General features: G+C 60.0%; 14 protein-coding genes. All 14 read right to left on the reverse strand.

What is annotated here, in order from left to right:
* Positions 1-12: 12 nt before the first annotated feature.
* The 14 genes from nuoH to mnmA all read right to left on the reverse strand — a co-directional run bounded on the left by nuoH (position 13) and on the right by mnmA (position 17,019).
* Positions 13-1,020 (reverse strand): NADH-quinone oxidoreductase subunit NuoH, encoded by a 1,008-nt coding sequence (nuoH, locus tag ACNYC6_RS23980; protein WP_419709448.1) that lies wholly within the window; start codon positions 1,018-1,020, stop codon positions 13-15.
* Positions 1,017-3,731, reverse strand: a complete 2,715-nt coding sequence (gene nuoG, locus ACNYC6_RS23985) for an NADH-quinone oxidoreductase subunit NuoG (protein ID WP_419709449.1) — start codon at positions 3,729-3,731, stop codon at positions 1,017-1,019. The genes nuoH and nuoG overlap by 4 nt, the downstream gene beginning before the upstream one ends.
* 137 nt (positions 3,732-3,868) lie before the next feature.
* Positions 3,869-5,224, reverse strand: coding sequence for an NADH-quinone oxidoreductase subunit NuoF (nuoF, locus tag ACNYC6_RS23990; protein ID WP_419709450.1), 1,356 nt, complete (start codon positions 5,222-5,224; stop codon positions 3,869-3,871).
* On the reverse strand, positions 5,221-5,718 hold the full coding sequence (gene nuoE, locus ACNYC6_RS23995) for an NADH-quinone oxidoreductase subunit NuoE (RefSeq protein WP_008053447.1): 498 nt from the start codon (positions 5,716-5,718) through the stop codon (positions 5,221-5,223). The genes nuoF and nuoE overlap by 4 nt, the downstream gene beginning before the upstream one ends.
* A gap of 2 nt (positions 5,719-5,720) precedes the next feature.
* Complete coding sequence (gene nuoC / locus ACNYC6_RS24000; RefSeq protein ID WP_419709451.1) at positions 5,721-7,505, reverse strand: NADH-quinone oxidoreductase subunit C/D; 1,785 nt, start codon at positions 7,503-7,505, stop codon at positions 5,721-5,723.
* Between the two features lie 73 nt (positions 7,506-7,578).
* Positions 7,579-8,253, reverse strand: a complete 675-nt coding sequence (locus ACNYC6_RS24005) for a NuoB/complex I 20 kDa subunit family protein (protein WP_046037844.1) — start codon at positions 8,251-8,253, stop codon at positions 7,579-7,581.
* Positions 8,254-8,263: 10 nt separating this feature from the next.
* Positions 8,264-8,677, reverse strand: coding sequence for an NADH-quinone oxidoreductase subunit A (locus ACNYC6_RS24010; protein WP_077045930.1), 414 nt, complete (start codon positions 8,675-8,677; stop codon positions 8,264-8,266).
* A 635-nt stretch (positions 8,678-9,312) separates the two neighbouring features.
* Positions 9,313-10,638: an isocitrate lyase gene (gene aceA, locus ACNYC6_RS24015; protein WP_056854618.1), complete on the reverse strand. Its 1,326-nt coding sequence runs from the start codon at positions 10,636-10,638 to the stop codon at positions 9,313-9,315.
* Between the two features lie 474 nt (positions 10,639-11,112).
* The gene (locus ACNYC6_RS24020; protein WP_419709452.1) at positions 11,113-11,874 is read right to left on the reverse strand and encodes a secretin N-terminal domain-containing protein; all 762 of its coding nucleotides are present in this window, start codon (positions 11,872-11,874) and stop codon (positions 11,113-11,115) included.
* Between the two features lie 222 nt (positions 11,875-12,096).
* Positions 12,097-12,522 (reverse strand): GNAT family N-acetyltransferase, encoded by a 426-nt coding sequence (locus ACNYC6_RS24025; protein ID WP_419709453.1) that lies wholly within the window; start codon positions 12,520-12,522, stop codon positions 12,097-12,099.
* Positions 12,515-13,684 (reverse strand): JmjC domain-containing protein, encoded by a 1,170-nt coding sequence (locus ACNYC6_RS24030; RefSeq protein ID WP_419709454.1) that lies wholly within the window; start codon positions 13,682-13,684, stop codon positions 12,515-12,517. Before ACNYC6_RS24030 ends, ACNYC6_RS24025 begins: the two co-directional genes overlap by 8 nt.
* Positions 13,685-13,770: 86 nt before the next feature.
* A complete protein-coding gene (purB, locus tag ACNYC6_RS24035; protein ID WP_339528455.1) occupies positions 13,771-15,141 on the reverse strand; it encodes an adenylosuccinate lyase in 1,371 nt (456 codons plus the stop codon).
* 124 nt (positions 15,142-15,265) lie between these two features.
* The gene (gene hflD / locus ACNYC6_RS24040; protein ID WP_419709455.1) at positions 15,266-15,889 is read right to left on the reverse strand and encodes a high frequency lysogenization protein HflD; all 624 of its coding nucleotides are present in this window, start codon (positions 15,887-15,889) and stop codon (positions 15,266-15,268) included.
* Positions 15,886-17,019: a tRNA 2-thiouridine(34) synthase MnmA gene (mnmA, locus tag ACNYC6_RS24045; protein ID WP_419709456.1), complete on the reverse strand. Its 1,134-nt coding sequence runs from the start codon at positions 17,017-17,019 to the stop codon at positions 15,886-15,888. Before mnmA ends, hflD begins: the two co-directional genes overlap by 4 nt.
* Positions 17,020-17,068 lie beyond the last annotated feature (49 nt).

Here is a 17,068-nt window from a genome sequence, read left to right on the forward strand (position 1 = left end):
GATTCTCTATCCTCACTGAGCCGCGACGGCGGGCGTGTTGAGCAACACGATCGCAGCGGTCACCAGCATGTTGACGAGGGTCAGCGGCAAGCAAAACTTCCAGCTGAAATCCATCACTTGGTCATAACGTGGGCGCGGGATCGACGCACGCAACAGAATGAAGATCATGATGAAGAACGCGGTTTTCAGTGCGAACCAGATGAACGGGATCTGCGGCAGGATGCCGAACGGACCGTGCCAGCCACCGAAGAACAGGGTCACCAGCAGCGCCGAGATCAGCACGATGCCGATGTACTCGCCGACGAAGAACATGCCCCATTTCATGCCGGCGTATTCAATGTGGTAACCGTCGGCCAGTTCCTGTTCCGCTTCCGGCTGGTCGAACGGGTGACGGTGAGTCACGGCCACGCCAGCGATGAAGAAGGTCAGGAAACCGAAGATCTGCGGAATGATGAACCACAGGTTCTGTGCCTGGTAATCCACGATGTCGCGCATGTTGAACGAGCCGACCTGGATCACGATGCCCATCAGCGACAGGCCCATGAACACTTCGTACGACACGGTCTGCGCCGAGGCTCGCAAGCTGCCCAGCAGGGCGAACTTGTTGTTACTCGACCAACCGGCGAACAACACCGCATAGACCGACAGACCGGCCATGGCGAAGAAGAACAGGATGCCGATGTTCAGGTCCGCCACGCCCCAGGTCGGGGTGATCGGGATGATCGCGAAGGCAATCAGCAGGGCGCTCATGGCGACTACCGGTGCCAGGGTGAAGATCATCTTGTCGGCGAATGGAGGCGTCCAGTCTTCCTTGAAGAACATCTTGATCATGTCGGCAGCGATCTGGAACGCGCCGAACGGACCGACGCGGTTCGGACCGTAACGGTCCTGCCAGAGGGCGAGCAGGCGACGCTCGACCCAACTGAGCAGGGCGCCGCAGACCACCACGGCGAGCAGAATCACCACGGCCTTGAGGACCGCAATGATCACGTCGATCACTTCAGGAGTGAACAAGGTCATTGAGCTGCCTCCTGCAGACCGTCAACGGATTTGCCAAAGATCGCTGGCGGAATGCCGGCGATGCCCGCAGGCAATGCAACCAGACCAGCGCCCAGCTCTTCGTTGATGCGCAGCGGCAGACGCAGGGTCTGGCCAGCCACGTTCAGGCTCAGCATGGCGCCGTCATTGACACCCAGGCGATCGGCTTCGGATTTGGCCAGAGCAACGTAGGCAGCCGGAATGCGTTCCTGAACCGGAGCGGCTTTCGAAGAGTTCTCTTCGCTGCCGAACAGGTGGAAGAACGGCACTGCCTGCCAAGTACCTGGAGCCGGGTTGAACGCACGCGGAGCGCTGGCGAACCAGTTCAGCGAGTCACCGGTGCTTTCGATCAGGCGGGTGCCCGGGTCGCCAGCGCGGATGTGACCACCGACTTCGTCCTGGAACTTGTTCCAGGCTTGCGGCGAGTTCCAGCCCGGAGACCAGGCGAATGGCACTTGCTGACGGGGTTCGGCCGAACCCGAGTAACCTTCCATGGAGAAGGCAAACGCGGTGTCTTTGTCTTGCGGGGTACGCGGCTCGTGCACGCTGATGTCGGCGCGCATGGCGGTACGACCGGAGTAACGCAGCGGTTCACGGGCCAGTTTCATGCCCTTGATGCGGAACGCGGCGGACGGTGCGGCATCGACGATGCGGTTCAGGATCGAAGTGCTGGAAGCGACGGCAGCGGTGACGTGGTCCAGTTGGGTCCAGTCAATCGGCTGGTTCAGCAGGGTGGCACGCAGGGCATGCAGCCAGCGCCAGCCTTCGTGAACCAGGATGCTCGCGTCCATGTACTTCGGATCGAAGACCTGGAAGAAACGCTGGGCGCGGCCTTCCTGGCTGACCAGCGTACCGTCGCCCTCGGCGAAGCTGGCGGCTGGCAGAACCAGGTGCGCACGCTCGCTGGTGGCGGTCTTCTGATGGTCGGCGACGATCAGCACCTTGGCGGCGGTCAGGGCAGCATCGACCTTGGCCTTGTCGGTACGGGTGTACAGATCGTTTTCCAGCACGACGATGGCGTCGGCCTTGCCGTCGATCACGGCTTGCAGCGCAGCGTCGACCGATTCACCACCGAGCATGGCCAGGCCGAGGCTGTTGGCCTCAGGCACGATCAGGCTGATGGAACCGTTCTTCTCGCGCAGCTTCAAGGCTTTGGCGATGTTTGCGGCGGCTTCGATCAAGGCTTTGGAGCCCAGGGAAGTACCGGCAATGATCAGCGGGCGCTTGGCAGCGAGCAGGGCGTCGGCAATGCGCTTGGCCAGTTCGAGGGCTTCAGCGTCCAGGCCTTCAACGGCTGGAGCGCTGGCGTCGAGGGCGTGAGCCACCGCGAAACCGATGCGAGCCAGGTCGTCTGGAGCCGCGTGAACGCACTCTTCGGCGATGTCGTCGAGCTTGGTTTCAGCCAGGCTGGCGATGAACAGCGGGTTCAGCGCGTGCTGACCGATGTTCTTCACCGCAGCGTCGAGCCAAGGTTGGACGCGCATGGCGTCGGCCATGTCTTCAGCTTTACCCTTGACCGATTGGCGCAGGGCCAGGGCCATGCGTGCTGCGGTCTGGGTCAGGTCTTCACCGAGGACGAACACGGCGTCGTGGTCTTCGATGTCGCGCATGTTCGGCACTGGCAGCGGGCTGTCTTTCAGCACCTGCAGGACCAGACGAATGCGTTCCAGTTCGGAAGCTTCGATACCGCAGTAGAAGTGCTCGGCACCGACCAGTTCGCGCAACGCGTAGTTGCTTTCGAGGCTGGCGCGAGGCGAACCGATACCGACGATGTTGCGACCGCGCAGCAGGTCAGCGGCTTTATCCAGCGCTTCGTCGAGGCTCAGCTTGGTGCCGTTGGCCAGCAGTGGCTGACGCGGGCGGTCTTCGCGGTTGACGTAGCCATAGCCGAAACGGCCACGGTCGCACAGGAAGTACTGGTTTACCGAACCGTTGAAACGGTTTTCGATGCGACGCAGTTCGCCGTAACGTTCGCCCGGGGAGATGTTGCAACCGCTGGAGCAACCATGGCAGATGCTCGGCGAGAACTGCATGTCCCACTTGCGGTTGTAGCGCTCGGAGTGAGTCTTGTCGGTGAACACACCGGTCGGGCAAACCTCGGTGAGGTTGCCGGAGAACTCGCTTTCGAGCACGCCGTCTTCAACGCGACCGAAGTACACGTTGTCGTGAGCGCCGTACACGCCGAGGTCGGTGCCGCCAGCGTAGTCTTTATAGAAGCGCACGCAGCGGTAGCAAGCGATGCAGCGGTTCATTTCGTGGGAAATGAACGGGCCCAGTTGCTGGTTCTGGTGGGTACGCTTGGTGAAGCGGTAACGGCGCTCGTTGTGGCCGGTCATTACCGTCATGTCTTGCAGGTGGCAGTGACCGCCTTCTTCACAGACCGGGCAGTCGTGAGGGTGGTTGGTCATCAGCCATTCGACAACACTGGCGCGGAAAGCCTTGGATTCTTCATCTTCGATGGAGATCCAGGTGTTGTCGGTGGCAGGGGTCATGCAGGACATGACGATACGACCACGGGTGTCGTTCTCGTCGGTGTACTGCTTGACCGCGCACTGGCGGCAAGCGCCAACGCTGCCTAGGGCAGGGTGCCAGCAGAAATACGGAATATCGAGGCCCAGAGACAGACATGCCTGTAACAGGTTGTCTGCCCCATCGACTTCGAGCGCTTTGCCGTCTACGTGGATAGTGGCCATGGTTCAAAGTTCTTCGTTGGCCCGGTGTCAGCGGGCGTGGCTAATGGAATCTTGTTATCCGCGTGAATCAACACAGCCGTTAAAGGCGTCATCACACGAAAAGCGAAGGGCACGGACCCTTCGCTTTTTTTAAGCGTTTACGCGCCGATTACGATCGGCCTTGCCAGAGGCGGGACGGCGGCGCTGACAGGCGCGATACCGGCTTCGAACTCATGGCGGAAGTATTTGATTGCGCTGCCCAACGGCTCCACGGCTCCCGGTGCGTGAGCACAGAAGGTCTTGCCCGGGCCGAGGAAACCGACCAGACCCAGCAGGGTCTCGATGTCGCCTGGCTGACCTTCGCCGTTTTCGATGGCCATCAGGAGCTTGACACTCCATGGCAAGCCATCGCGGCACGGGGTGCAGAAACCACAGGATTCGCGAGCGAAGAACTGCTCCATGTTGCGCAGCAGGGACACCATGTTGACGCTGTCGTCCACCGCCATGGCCAGGCCGGTACCCATACGGGTGCCCACTTTGGCGATGCCGCCGGCGTACATTTGTGCGTCCAGGTGTTCCGGCAACAGGAAGCCGGTACCGGCGCCGCCAGGCTGCCAGGCCTTGAGCTTGTAACCGTCGCGCATGCCGCCGGCGTAGTCTTCGAACAGCTCGCGACCGGTGACGCCGAACGGCAGTTCCCACAGGCCCGGGTTCTTCACTTTGCCGGAGAAGCCCATGAGCTTGGTGCCCATATCCTCACTGCCGACCCGGGCCAACGATTTGTACCAGTCCACGCCGTCGGCAATGATCGCCGGCACGTTGCACAGGGTTTCAACGTTGTTCACGCAAGTCGGCTTGCCCCACACGCCAACGGCGGCAGGGAAGGGCGGCTTGGAGCGCGGGTTGGCGCGGCGGCCTTCGAGGGAGTTGATCAGTGCGGTTTCTTCACCGCAGATGTAACGCCCGGCGCCGGTGTGGACGAACAGCTCGAAATCGAAACCCGAACCCAGGATGTTCTTGCCCAGCAGGCCCGCTGCCTTGGCTTCTTCCACGGCACGGTTGAGGTGCTTGGCGGCGGTGGTGTATTCGCCACGCAGGAAGATGTAGCCACGGTAGGTTTTCAGTGCACGGGCACTGATCAGCATGCCTTCGATCAGCAGATGGGGCAGTTGCTCCATCAGCATGCGGTCTTTCCAGGTGTTCGGCTCCATTTCATCCGCGTTGCACAGCAGGTAACGGATGTTGATGGATTCGTCCTTTGGCATCAGGCCCCACTTCACGCCAGTGGGAAAGCCTGCACCGCCGCGACCTTTAAGGCCGGCGTCTTTCACGGTCTGGACGATGTCGTCCTGAGCCATGTCGGCGAAGGCTTTGCGCGCAGCGGCGTAACCGTTCTTGGCCTGGTACTCGTCGAGCCATACGGCTTCGCCGTCGTCACGCAGACGCCAGGTGAGCGGGTGAGTCTCGGCCGAACGCTTGATGCGGTTGGCTGGACCGAAAGAAGTCAGGGTCATACGTAGCCCTCGAGCAATTTGGCAACGCCTGCTGGCTGCACATCACCGAAAGTGTCGTCGTCGATCATCAACGCCGGCGCCTTGTCGCAGTTGCCGAGGCAGCAGACCGGCAGCAGGGTGAAACGACCGTCGGTGGTGGTCTGACCCAGGCCGATACCGAGTTTGCTCTGGATTTCGCTGACCACGGACTCGTGGCCGCCGATGTAGCAGACCATGCTGTCGCAGACGCGAATGATGTGGCGGCCGACCGGCTGACGGAAGATCTGGCTATAGAAAGTAGCCACGCCTTCAACGTCGCTCGCCGGGATGCCGAGGATCTCGCCAATGGCGTACAGAGCGCCGTCCGGCACCCAGCCACGTTCCTTCTGGACGATCTTCAGGGCTTCGATCGACGCCGCGCGCGGGTCTTCGTAGTGATGCAACTCGTGCTCGATGGCCGAGCGCTCGGTTTCACTCAAAGTGAAACGGTCTGTCTGGATAAGCGTGCTGTTCATGCTTAGCGGTCCACGTCGGCCATAACGAAATCGATACTACCCAGGTACGCGATCAAGTCCGCGACCATGCTGCCTTTGATCACCGAAGGGATCTGCTGCAGGTGCGGGAAGCTTGGAGTACGAATCCGGGTGCGGTAGCTCATGGTGCCGCCATCGCTCGTCAGGTAATAACTGTTGATGCCCTTGGTCGCTTCGATCATCTGGAAGGATTCGTTGGCCGGCATGACCGGACCCCACGAAACTTGCAGGAAGTGCGTGATCAAGGTTTCGATGTGCTGCAGGGTGCGCTCTTTCGGCGGCGGCGTGGTCAGCGGGTGATCCGCCTTGTACGGGCCTTCCGGCATGTTGCGCATGCACTGCTCGATGATCTTGATGCTCTGGCGCATCTCCTCGACGCGCACGATGCAGCGATCGTAGGCATCGCCGTTGGCCGCCAGCGGCACTTCGAACTCGAAGTTCTCGTAGCCCGAGTACGGGCGCGCTTTACGCAGGTCGAAATCGCAACCGGTCGAACGCAGGCCTGCACCCGTGACGCCCCACTCCAGGGCCTCTTTGGTGTTGTAGGCAGCGACGCCGATGGTCCGGCCGCGCAGGATGCTGTTGTCCAGTGCGGCTTTCTGATACTCGTCCAGACGCTTTGGCATCCACTCGACGAAATCTTTAACCAGTTTTTCCCAGCCGCGTGGCAGGTCGTGGGCGACACCACCGATGCGGTACCAGGCCGGGTGCAGACGGAAACCGGTAATGGCTTCGATCACCGTGTACGCCTTCTGGCGGTCGGTGAAGGTGAAGAACACCGGGGTCATGGCGCCGACGTCCTGGATGTAGGTACCCAGGAACAGCAGGTGGCTGGTGATCCGGAAGAACTCGGCCATCATGATGCGGATGACGTCGACCTTCTCCGGCACCTTGATGCCGGCCAGCTTCTCGACGGAGAGCACGTACGGCAGGTTGTTCATCACGCCGCCGAGGTAGTCGATACGGTCGGTGTACGGGATGAAGCTGTGCCAGGACTGACGTTCGGCCATCTTCTCGGCACCACGGTGGTGGTAGCCGACGTCCGGAACGCAATCGACGATCTCTTCACCGTCCAGCTGCAGGATGATGCGGAACGCACCGTGCGCCGAAGGGTGGTTAGGACCGAGGTTGAGGAACATGTAGTCCTCGTTCGGGCCGGAACGCTTCATGCCCCAGTCTTCCGGCTTGAAGCGTGCGGACTCTTCTTCGAGCTGCTGCTTGGCCAGGTTCAGGGTGAACGGGTCGAACTCGGTGGCGCGCGCCGGGAAATCCTTGCGCAGCGGGTGACCTTCCCACGTCGGCGGCATCATGATGCGCGACAGGTGAGGATGGCCTTTGAAGTCGATGCCGTACATGTCCCAGACTTCACGCTCGTACCAGTTGGCGTTCGGCCAGATGCTGGTGACGGTCGGCAGGCTGAGGTCGCTCTCGGACAAGGCGACTTTGATCATGACGTCACTATTACGTTCGATCGACATCAAGTGATAGAACACGGAGAAGTCGACGCCGTTCGGCAGCCCTTGACGCTTGGTGCGCAGACGCTCGTCCACGCCGTGCAGGTCATAGAGCATGACGTACGGCTTGGGCAGGTTGCGCAGGAAGGTCAGGACTTCGACGAGTTTGGCGCGGGCAACCCAAAGCACCGGCATGCCGGTGCGGGTAGCCTGGGCGGTGAACGCCTCGGGGCCAAAACGGTTGTTCAGTTCGACGACCACATCCTGGTCGTCTGCCTTGTAAGGCGGGATGTACAGAGCACTGCCTGTAGTCATGGTTATTTTATCGCTTTCGGTCAACGTAAAGAATGAAGCCAGTTTCTCGTTCTATTAAAGAAGCAGATCTGGATCAGACTTCGTCGGGGCTGCGCAGGTTGGTGACTGCGATTCGCTGTTCGCGGCGCTTTTCCTTTTCGGAAGGCATCTCGGCGCGATAGACGCCTTGATCGCCAACGACCCAGGAAAGCGGGCGACGCTCCTGGCCAATCGACTCCTGCAACAGCATCAAACCTTGCAGAAAAGCTTCAGGGCGGGGCGGGCAGCCAGGCACGTAGACGTCCACGGGCAGGAACTTGTCCACCCCTTGAACCACAGAGTAGATGTCGTACATGCCACCGGAGTTGGCGCACGAACCCATGGAAATGACCCATTTAGGTTCGAGCATTTGCTCGTAGAGACGCTGAATGATCGGCGCCATCTTGATGAAGCAGGTACCGGCGATAACCATGAAATCCGCCTGGCGCGGCGATGCCCGGATAACCTCGGCGCCAAAGCGCGCGATGTCGTGGGGCGCCGTGAAGGCGGTGGTCATTTCCACGTAGCAGCACGAAAGACCGAAGTTATACGGCCACAGGGAGTTCTTGCGCCCCCAGTTGATCGTGCCGTTAAGCACGTCTTCGAGCTTGCCCATGAAAATGTTTTTGTGGACTTGATCTTCTAACGGATCGGAAACGGTTTCCCGTTGGCCAATCGGATACTGCTCGTTAGGAGCATCGGGGTCGATCCTGGTGAGATTGTATTGCATTGCCAAAGCCTCATTGTTTCAGCTTCGCTTGCCGCTTGCGCCGAGCTTCCGGAGCCCAGTCAAGGGCGCCCACTCGGAATAGGTAGACAAGACCTGCCAACAGAATTGCTATGAAAACGAGAGCTTCGACGAATCCGGTCCAGCCGCTTTCGCGGACGGACACAGACCATGCAAAGAGAAAGAGGGCTTCGATATCGAAGATCACGAAGAGCATCGCGACCAGATAGAATTTGGCTGAGAGCCGCAAGCGGGCGCCACCTGTAGGTAGCATGCCGGACTCGAACGGTTCGTTTTTGCTGCGGCCCCAGGCTTTTGACCCGAGGAGGCTGGAGACGCCCAGCATAAAGGCACAGAGGCCGATGACGCCTAGAAGGAAAATGGCAAAGCCCCAGTTATGGGCCATGAGTCCTGTCGCTTCGGGCATGCTGGTAATCCTTAACAGAGAGCAAAGGTCTCTGAGCTTGAAAAAGAACAAAGCAGTGACGATATGTCGCAGCAATCAATCCCGCTGATTTTATGGCTAAACACCCGGCAAGTAAAATTCCTATAGCGAAATTATTTATAGGAATAAGGACATTACGAGCCCTCAAAGCCCTGTAACCCTTGGCCCGTGGGCATTAGCCGAGATTTCATCAATTATGTTTTGTAGGGAATGTAACGAACATAGTTTCAGCTAAATGATAATCAATATTGTTTGGCGTGGGATTTAAACTGTTTGCCCAGTGGGAAGTTGGGAAGTTGTCTTATATGCGCGTTACTACAAGTAGCGGCGGGGTGGGTTTTAGCGGATTTTTCTGGGGGCGATAGCGCTCTGAATCATTGTTTTTCCGGGCCACCATCATCCCTGTAGGAGTGAGCCTGCTCGCGATGGTCGTGAACGATAACGCGCGAAACCTGACTCCCTGTGGTGCTCTTGAGTTTTTCGCGAGCAGGCTCGCTCCTGCAGGGGGGGCGGTGTTTGGCGCGCAAAAAAAACGCCCCGAACCAGTCGGGGCGTCAGATGTGCGGCGTTGCGGTTTCTAATCGGTCCGCAACGGCCGTTGACTCAGGCGAAGCAGATCAGTGGAACTGTTCTTCTTCAGTCGAACCGGTCAGCGCGGTGACCGAAGACGAGCCACCCTGGATCACGGTGGTCATGTCGTCGAAGTAGCCGGTGCCTACTTCCTGCTGGTGAGCCACGAAGGTGTAGCCCTTCGAAGCGTCAGCGAATTCCTGCTCTTGCAGCTTCACGTAGGCAGTCATGTCGTTGCGGGCGTAGTCGTGCGCCAGGTTGAACATGCTGTGCCACATGTTGTGAATGCCGGCCAGGGTGATGAACTGGTGCTTGTAGCCCATGGCGGACAGTTCGCGCTGGAATTTGGCGATGGTCGCGTCGTCCAGGTTTTTCTTCCAGTTGAAGGAAGGCGAGCAGTTGTACGACAGCAGTTGGTCCGGGTATTCCTTCTTGATCGCTTCAGCGAAGCGACGCGCTTCTTCCAGGTCCGGCTTGGCGGTTTCGCACCAGATCAGGTCGGCGTACGGAGCGTAAGCCAGGCCGCGAGCGATAGCCTGGTCCAGGCCGGCGCGTACTTTGTAGAAACCTTCCTGGGTACGTTCACCAGTCACGAATGGCTGGTCGTACGGGTCGCAGTCCGAAGTCAGCAGGTCGGCGGCGTTTGCGTCGGTACGGGCCAGGATGATGGTCGGAGTGCCGGCAACGTCAGCAGCCAGACGGGCAGCGGTCAGCTTCTGTACGGCTTCCTGGGTTGGAACCAGTACCTTGCCGCCCATGTGGCCGCATTTCTTCACGGACGCCAGTTGGTCTTCGAAGTGAACGCCGGCGGCGCCTGCTTCGATCATGCTCTTCATCAGCTCGTAAGCGTTCAGTACGCCACCGAAACCGGCTTCAGCGTCAGCCACGATTGGCGCGAAGTAGTCGATGTAGCCGTCGTCGCCCGGGTTCTTGCCGGCTTTCCACTGGATCTGGTCGGCACGACGGAACGAGTTGTTGATGCGCTTGACCACGGTTGGAACCGAGTCCACCGGGTACAGCGACTGATCCGGGTACATCGATTCGGCGGAGTTGTTGTCCGCAGCCACTTGCCAGCCCGACAGGTAGATCGCCTGGATACCGGCTTTGACTTGTTGCACAGCCTGGCCGCCGGTCAGGGCGCCCATGCAGTTGACGAAATCTTTCTCAGGACGGAAGGCTGGCTTGGCACCCTGGGTAACCAGGTTCCACAGCTTCTCGGCGCCCATTTTTGCAAAGGTGTGCTCAGGTTGAACCGAGCCACGCAGACGGACGACGTCAGCAGCGGAGTAAGTGCGTGTCACGCCTTTCCAGCGCGGGTTTTCAGCCCAGTCTTTTTCGAGGGCTGCAATTTGCTGTTCGCGTGTCAGTGCCATGGGAGATAAACCTCGTCGCGTCTTTATGAAAAGTTGTTCTGCGGTGGAAAATTCCTGCGCTCGCTGACCAGAAGCTTAGGCGGTCAAGTCGGATTCGGCGGGGATGGCGACGGGATGAACGATGGGCTCGAGGGGAAGTGAGCAGGTAAAGGCGAACTGCGTGCGCATTCGGGCGTCGTGGGCCTTGGTGCGAACATCAGTGGAGTGCCGGGCTACCTAATTACGCTTCCGTCCCTCGGGACAACTTCGTTCCAGTCGGCAACCTCGTCAAACACACCTTGTGGGCGGTACAGACACGAAGCGGTTCGCGGGGTAGGTGCGAACATCGCCTCGAAGGCCCTTGCCAGGGCCCCTGATTAGCGGGAGCGAGGCCATCATGCCTTTGCTTTTTTGGCTCGTCAAACGTTTTGTAGTGCTTTTTTTCAAGCACTACATCTTTGGTCTAATACGACTAATCAGTCAGTTTTCGGTGACTTAGTCCAAAGTGTCGACTTTCACCCGCAAGGTCATGTCGTTACGGCTCTGAGTAGAGTAACTGCGGGCTACGCCTTGTTTATCGGCTTGTGTCTGGCCGTTCGTGCCGGCCAGCAGGATCCATTCGCCGAGGCGACCGGTGACGGTTGTGTCGGTGCTTTGCACGTTCACTACATCCGGACGTTCCTGGCTCATGCGGTCACGGTTGGTGCTGATCGACAAGTGAACGATCTCGCCGGTGACGTTGGCCGTAACGTAGAAACCCTGGGTGACGTTGCGATACTCGGTCTGGCTGCGCAGGTCGCCGTAGGAGTCGGTCTGGGTGCTGGTCAGCGGCACGCTCTGGCCAACCTGGATCAGTGCCGGCATGCCGTCGGTAGCCTGGACCTGCTGAATGCCGCCGTCGCGGCTATCGGTACTGCGATTGATGATGCGGGTCTGGCTGGGCTTGGCGCCGTTCACCGAGTATCCCTGATCGCCCTGGAAGTTGTTTTCGTTGGTGTCGACGGTGATCAGCAGGCGTTTGGGGGCGGTGTCGAGCTGGCCAATCAAGGCCTTGAGTTCGTCGATTTTGCGTTGATCGGCATTGACGATGAGCTGATTGCCATAGGCGCTGACGGTGCCGTCCTTGCCGATGAAATCCTGTGCCACGGGCAGCATGTCGGCACTGGTGTGGTAATTCAAAGGCACGATTTCAGTGGCTGCCATGACCGAAAAACTGCAGGTCACCAGCAGCGTGGTGAGCAGGGTGCGTAGGGACATATCCGTTATCTCCGCTAACTTCAAAGTGTTGATATTGCCACTTTGTCGGCCTGGGAGGCGGCAAGTTGAATCGTAGGCAGCAAAACGCCCCGGCATCGTGTGATGTCGGGGCGTTCTAAGTGTTCTTGCGGGCCTCTTCGCGAGCAGACTCCCATATTGGTTTTGCGTGGTTCGCAAATCAACTGCGGGAGCGGGCCTGCTCGCGAAGGCCGCAACTCGGTATCAAGCCGAGTGGCGAACCATGTCCACATGCGGAATCCCGGCTTCCAGGAACTCCTCACTGACCATGCTGAAACCCAGGCGCTCATAGAACGCCGTGGCCTGCACCTGAGCGCTGAGCATCTGCTGTTTCAGCCCACGTTCTTCGGCTTCGCCAATCACGGCTTGCATCAGGGCATCGCCGACCTTCAGGCCGCGCCAGTCCTTGAGCACCGAAACCCGGCCAACGTGACCGTCAGGCAGTAGGCGTGCGGTGCCAATCGGAAAGTCGCCTTCAAGCGCAAGGAAATGCACCGCGGTTGCGTCATCGGCGTCCCATTCCAGTTCAGGTGGAACGCATTGCTCGGCAACGAACACCGTCTCACGAATGCGCCGGATCTCGGCGTTGTCCTTTTGCCAGTCTGCGACACGTACGTGAATCTTATTCATCGGCGAACCCCAGGCTACCTTGCTTGACCAGTTCGCACAGCAGGCCGCGGCCGTCTTCGTCGCTCAGCCATTCGCCTAGGTTGTCGACGTGCAGCGCGTCGGCGGCGCAGATCATCTTCAGCAGCTCGCGCAGTTTGCCCGGCAGATAACGGCTCTGGCCGCTGGCGAACAGCAGCAGATCGTCGTCGACCTCGGACCAGGCCAGGCGTGCGCTTGGGTTGCGGATCAGCACCGCGCCTTGCTCCAGTGCGCCGAGGACGTCTTCTTCGGCGAGGTCTTCCTGACCGACTACCAGTTCCGGGTAGCGCGGCTCGGTCATGAACTGGCCGAACCAGGTCAGCAGCAGACGCTCGTCGCTCATGTGTTCGGCGAGTAGGCTTTTCAGACGATCCAGTGCGTCGTGCTGAATCTGGTGCGGATCGGCCGCAGGCAGGGCGTCGGCGTCGGTGTAACGCTCTTCGTCCGGCAGGAACTGACTGAGGAAGTCGGTGAAGTGGGTCAGCACTTCGGCGGCGCTCGGTGCGCGGAAGCCGACCGAGTAAGTCAGGCAGTCATCGACGGCCACGCCGCAGTGGGCCAGGCGCGGCGGGAGGTACAGCATGTCGCCCGGTTCCAGGACCCATTCATCGGTCGCTTCGAAGTCGGCGAGGATGCGCAGGTCGGCGTGTTGCAGCAGCGGGCTTTCGGAATCGCACATCTGGCCGATTTTCCAGTTGCGCTTGCCGTGGCCTTGCAGCAGGAACACGTCGTAGTTGTCGAAGTGCGGACCGACGCTGCCACCCGGGGCGGCAAAGCTGATCATCACGTCGTCGATGCGCCAGCTCGGCAGGAAACGGAAGTGCTCCAGCAGTTCGCTGACTTCCGGGACGAACTGGTCGACGGCTTGCACCAGCAAGGTCCAGTCACGCTCAGGCAGTTTGCTGAATTCGTCTTCGGCAAACGGGCCGCGACGCAATTCCCAGGGACGCTCGCCGTTCTCGATGATCAGGCGCGATTCGACCTCTTCTTCCAGCGCCAGGCCGGCCAGTTCGTCGGCGTCGATCGGGCTTTCGAAATCAGGAATCGCCTGACGGATCAGCAGTGGTTTTTTCTGCCAGTAGTCGCGCAGGAATTCCCGTGCCGTGATGCCGCCCAGAAGTTGAAGAGGAGTGTCAGGATTCATGTGTAACCTATTGAAAAAAAGCACTTTCCATACGGGAATAAAAACGCCCGGCGCTGCCGGGCGTCTTAAAAGGGTCAAGCGGTCGATCAGATGCGTTTGGCTTGCGCTACAGCGTTACCGATGTAGTTGGCCGGGGTGAGCAATTTCAGCTCGGCCTTGGCGGCGACTGGCATGTCCAGGCCGTCAATGAAAGTCTGCAGCGCTTCAGGGCTGATGCCTTTGCCGCGAGTCAATTCTTTCAGTTTTTCGTACGGGTTTTCGATGTTGTAGCGACGCATCACGGTCTGGATCGGCTCGGCCAATACTTCCCAGCAGGCGTCCAGGTCAGCGGCAATCTTCTGCTCGTTGAGCTCCAGTTTGCTGATGCCTTTGAGGCTGGCTTCGTACGCGATCACGCTGTGGGCGAAGCCGACACCGAGGTTGCGCAGTACGGTGGAGTCGGTCAGGTCGCGCTGCCAGCGGGAGATCGGCAGTTTGCTCGCCAGGTGCTGGAACAATGCGTTGGCGATACCCAGGTTGCCTTCGGAGTTTTCGAAGTCGATCGGGTTGACCTTGTGCGGCATGGTCGACGAACCGATTTCGCCAGCGATGGTGCGCTGCTTGAAATAACCCAGGGAGATGTAGCCCCAGATGTCGCGGTCGAAGTCGATCAGGATGGTGTTGAAGCGTGCGATCGCGTCGAACAGCTCGGCAATGTAGTCGTGCGGCTCGATCTGCGTGGTGTACGGGTTGAAGCCCAAGCCCAATTCGTCTTCGATGAAGGCGCGGGCGTTGGCTTCCCAGTCGATCTCAGGGTAGGCCGACAGGTGAGCGTTGTAGTTGCCGACGGCGCCATTGATCTTGCCCAGCAGTGGAACGGCGGCGACTTGAGCGATCTGGCGCTCCAGACGGTAAACCACGTTCGCCAGTTCTTTGCCCAGGGTGGTCGGCGAGGCCGGTTGACCGTGGGTGCGCGACAGCATTGGCACGTCGGCAAAACGGATGGCCAGTTCGCGGATGGCGTTGGCGGTCTGGCGCATCAGTGGCAGCATCACGTCATCACGGCCTTCGCGCAGCATCAGGGCGTGGGACAGGTTGTTGATGTCCTCGCTGGTGCAGGCAAAGTGGATGAACTCGCTGACCTGGGCCAGTTCCGGCAGCTTGGCCGCTTGCTCTTTGAGCAGGTATTCGATGGCTTTGACGTCGTGGTTGGTGGTGCGCTCGATCTCTTTGACGCGCTCGGCGTGCTCCAGAGAGAAGTTTTCCGCCAGGGTGTTGAGCACAGCGTTGGCTTCGGCGGAGAACGCCGGTACTTCGCTGATGGCAGGGTGGGCGGCCAGGCGCTGGAGCCAGCGCACTTCAACCAGAACGCGGGCACGGATCAGGCCGTACTCGCTGAAAATTGGGCGCAGGGCCTGGGTTTTGCCGGCGTAGCGGCCGTCAACAGGGGAAACCGCAGTGAGCGAAGAAAGCTGCATGGGGTGTTCTCGGACAGTCGGGCAACGAAATGGGGCGCGTATCATACATGAAAAAATCCGCCGGTCCGTCGCCAACTGACCGGCGTATTACGCGTATTGCTAGGTTCGGTGCTGTCGATGCGAGTTATTCGTTACGCATCAACGGGTAAAGCTCTTTCAGCAATTTGCGGCGGCTGACCACCAGCTGCCAGCGATGACCGCCCAACTGCCGCCACAAGCGTGCCGAGCGAATGCCGGCCAGCAACAGGGCGCGGATTTTCGAGGCGTTGCTCGGCTGTTGCAGGTTGCGCATGTCGCCGTGCACCTGAATGCGTTGGCGCAGCGTGCTCAGGGTGTCCTGATACAGCGCGCCGCAGGCGGCGACCACGTTTTCGTGGGCCGGGCCGAAGTGTTCAACCTGGGACTGGATCTGTGGCAGACGCTTGCCGATTACGTCGAGCATGTCGCTGCGCTTGGCCAGCTGACGCTCAAGGCCGAGCATGGCCAGCGCATAACGCAGCGGTTCACGCTGCAGAGCGCTCGGGTCGCGTTCGAGGGCGCCAACCAAGGCGCGATAGCCTTCGCGCAGATTGATGTCGTCGCCGCCGTAGACTTCCAGAGTGTCCTTGGGGTCGCGGATCAGCAGGCTGCCGAGCATGCAGGTCAGGCCGGCTTCGCTGGTCTGGCCGGTTTTGGCAATTTTGTCCACCAGCACGGCGGCGAGGAATACGCCGCCCAGTGCCGTCAGTTGTTCCTGAATCGGGCTCATAGGGCCTGGCCCTTGCTCGTCCACGGCTCGGCGACTTCAATTACGCCGCCGCCGAGGCAGATTTCGCCGTCGTAAAACACTACCGATTGGCCTGGCGTGACCGCGCGTTGCGGGTCATCGAAGGTTGCGCGGTAGCCGGTGGCGGTCTTTTCCAGCGTGCAAGACTGGTCGCTCTGGCGATAACGCACTTTGGCGGTCAGCTTGCGCGGCTGGCTCAGGTCGATCGGGTTGACCCAGTAGATGTCCGAAGCGAGCAGGGCGCGGGAGAACAGCCACGGGTGATCATTGCCCTGACCGACGATCAGCTCGTTGTGCTCCAGATCCTTGATCAGCACGTACCACGGCTCGTCGCTGGCGTCTTTCAGGCCGCCGATGCCGAGGCCCTGGCGCTGGCCGATGGTGTGGTACATCAAGCCGTGGTGACGGCCGATGATCTCGCCTTCGGTCGTCTTGATCTCGCCCGGTTGCGCCGGCAGGTACTGCTTGAGGAAGTCGCTGAAGCGGCGTTCGCCAATGAAGCAGATCCCGGTGGAATCCTTTTTCTTCGCGGTCGCCAGTTCGTATTTTTCGGCGATAGCGCGCACTTGCGGTTTTTCCAGCTCGCCCACCGGGAACAGGGTCTTGGCGATCTGTTCACCGCCGACGGCGTGCAGGAAGTAGCTCTGGTCTTTGTTCGGGTCGAGGCCCTTGAGCAGTTCGGTGCGGCCATCGATGTCGCGGCGACGCACGTAGTGACCGGTGGCGATCAGGTCGGCGCCGAGCATCATGGCGTAGTCGAGGAACGCCTTGAACTTGATCTCGCGGTTGCACAGGATGTCCGGGTTCGGCGTGCGCCCGGCCTTGTATTCGGCCAGGAAGTGCTCGAACACGTTATCCCAGTACTCGGCGGCGAAGTTGGCGGTGTGCAGCTTGATGCCAATCTTGTCGCACACGGCCTGGGCGTCCGCCAGGTCGTCCATGGCGGTGCAGTATTCCGTTCCATCGTCTTCTTCCCAGTTCTTCATGAACAGGCCTTCCACCTCATAACCCTGCTCGATCAGCAGGAGGGCGGAAACGGAAGAGTCCACGCCGCCGGACATGCCGACAATGACGCGCTTCTTTTGTGTGTCAGAAGGGGCTGGATCACGCATAGGGATTCAATGAGTGTCTTGAAAAAGGACGCGATTCTAGCAGGCTGAA

The organism is Pseudomonas sp. NFX224, assembly GCF_048565165.1.
In the GTDB taxonomy this organism is placed as follows: Bacteria; Pseudomonadota; Gammaproteobacteria; order Pseudomonadales; family Pseudomonadaceae; genus Aquipseudomonas.

Excerpts from the sequence above, each read along its gene's own strand:
- nuoE (WP_008053447.1), bottom strand. The coding sequence starts at position 5,718 with ATGAACAGCACGCTTATCCAGACAGACCGTTTCACTTTGAGTGAAACC.
- nuoC (WP_419709451.1), bottom strand. The coding sequence starts at position 7,505 with ATGACTACAGGCAGTGCTCTGTACATCCCGCCTTACAAGGCAGACGAC.
- ACNYC6_RS24005 (WP_046037844.1), bottom strand. The coding sequence starts at position 8,253 with ATGCAATACAATCTCACCAGGATCGACCCCGATGCTCCTAACGAGCAG.
- hflD (WP_419709455.1), bottom strand. The coding sequence starts at position 15,889 with ATGAGCCCGATTCAGGAACAACTGACGGCACTGGGCGGCGTATTCCTC.
- nuoH (WP_419709448.1), bottom strand. The coding sequence starts at position 1,020 with ATGACCTTGTTCACTCCTGAAGTGATCGACGTGATCATTGCGGTCCTC.
- ACNYC6_RS24025 (WP_419709453.1), bottom strand. The coding sequence starts at position 12,522 with ATGAATAAGATTCACGTACGTGTCGCAGACTGGCAAAAGGACAACGCC.
- ACNYC6_RS24010 (WP_077045930.1), bottom strand. The coding sequence starts at position 8,677 with ATGCCCGAAGCGACAGGACTCATGGCCCATAACTGGGGCTTTGCCATT.
- ACNYC6_RS24030 (WP_419709454.1), bottom strand. The coding sequence starts at position 13,684 with ATGAATCCTGACACTCCTCTTCAACTTCTGGGCGGCATCACGGCACGG.
- nuoF (WP_419709450.1), bottom strand. The coding sequence starts at position 5,224 with ATGACCCTGACTTCTTTCGGTCCAGCCAACCGCATCAAGCGTTCGGCC.
- ACNYC6_RS24020 (WP_419709452.1), bottom strand. The coding sequence starts at position 11,874 with ATGTCCCTACGCACCCTGCTCACCACGCTGCTGGTGACCTGCAGTTTT.
- mnmA (WP_419709456.1), bottom strand. The coding sequence starts at position 17,019 with ATGCGTGATCCAGCCCCTTCTGACACACAAAAGAAGCGCGTCATTGTC.
- purB (WP_339528455.1), bottom strand. The coding sequence starts at position 15,141 with ATGCAGCTTTCTTCGCTCACTGCGGTTTCCCCTGTTGACGGCCGCTAC.
- aceA (WP_056854618.1), bottom strand. The coding sequence starts at position 10,638 with ATGGCACTGACACGCGAACAGCAAATTGCAGCCCTCGAAAAAGACTGG.
- nuoG (WP_419709449.1), bottom strand. The coding sequence starts at position 3,731 with ATGGCCACTATCCACGTAGACGGCAAAGCGCTCGAAGTCGATGGGGCA.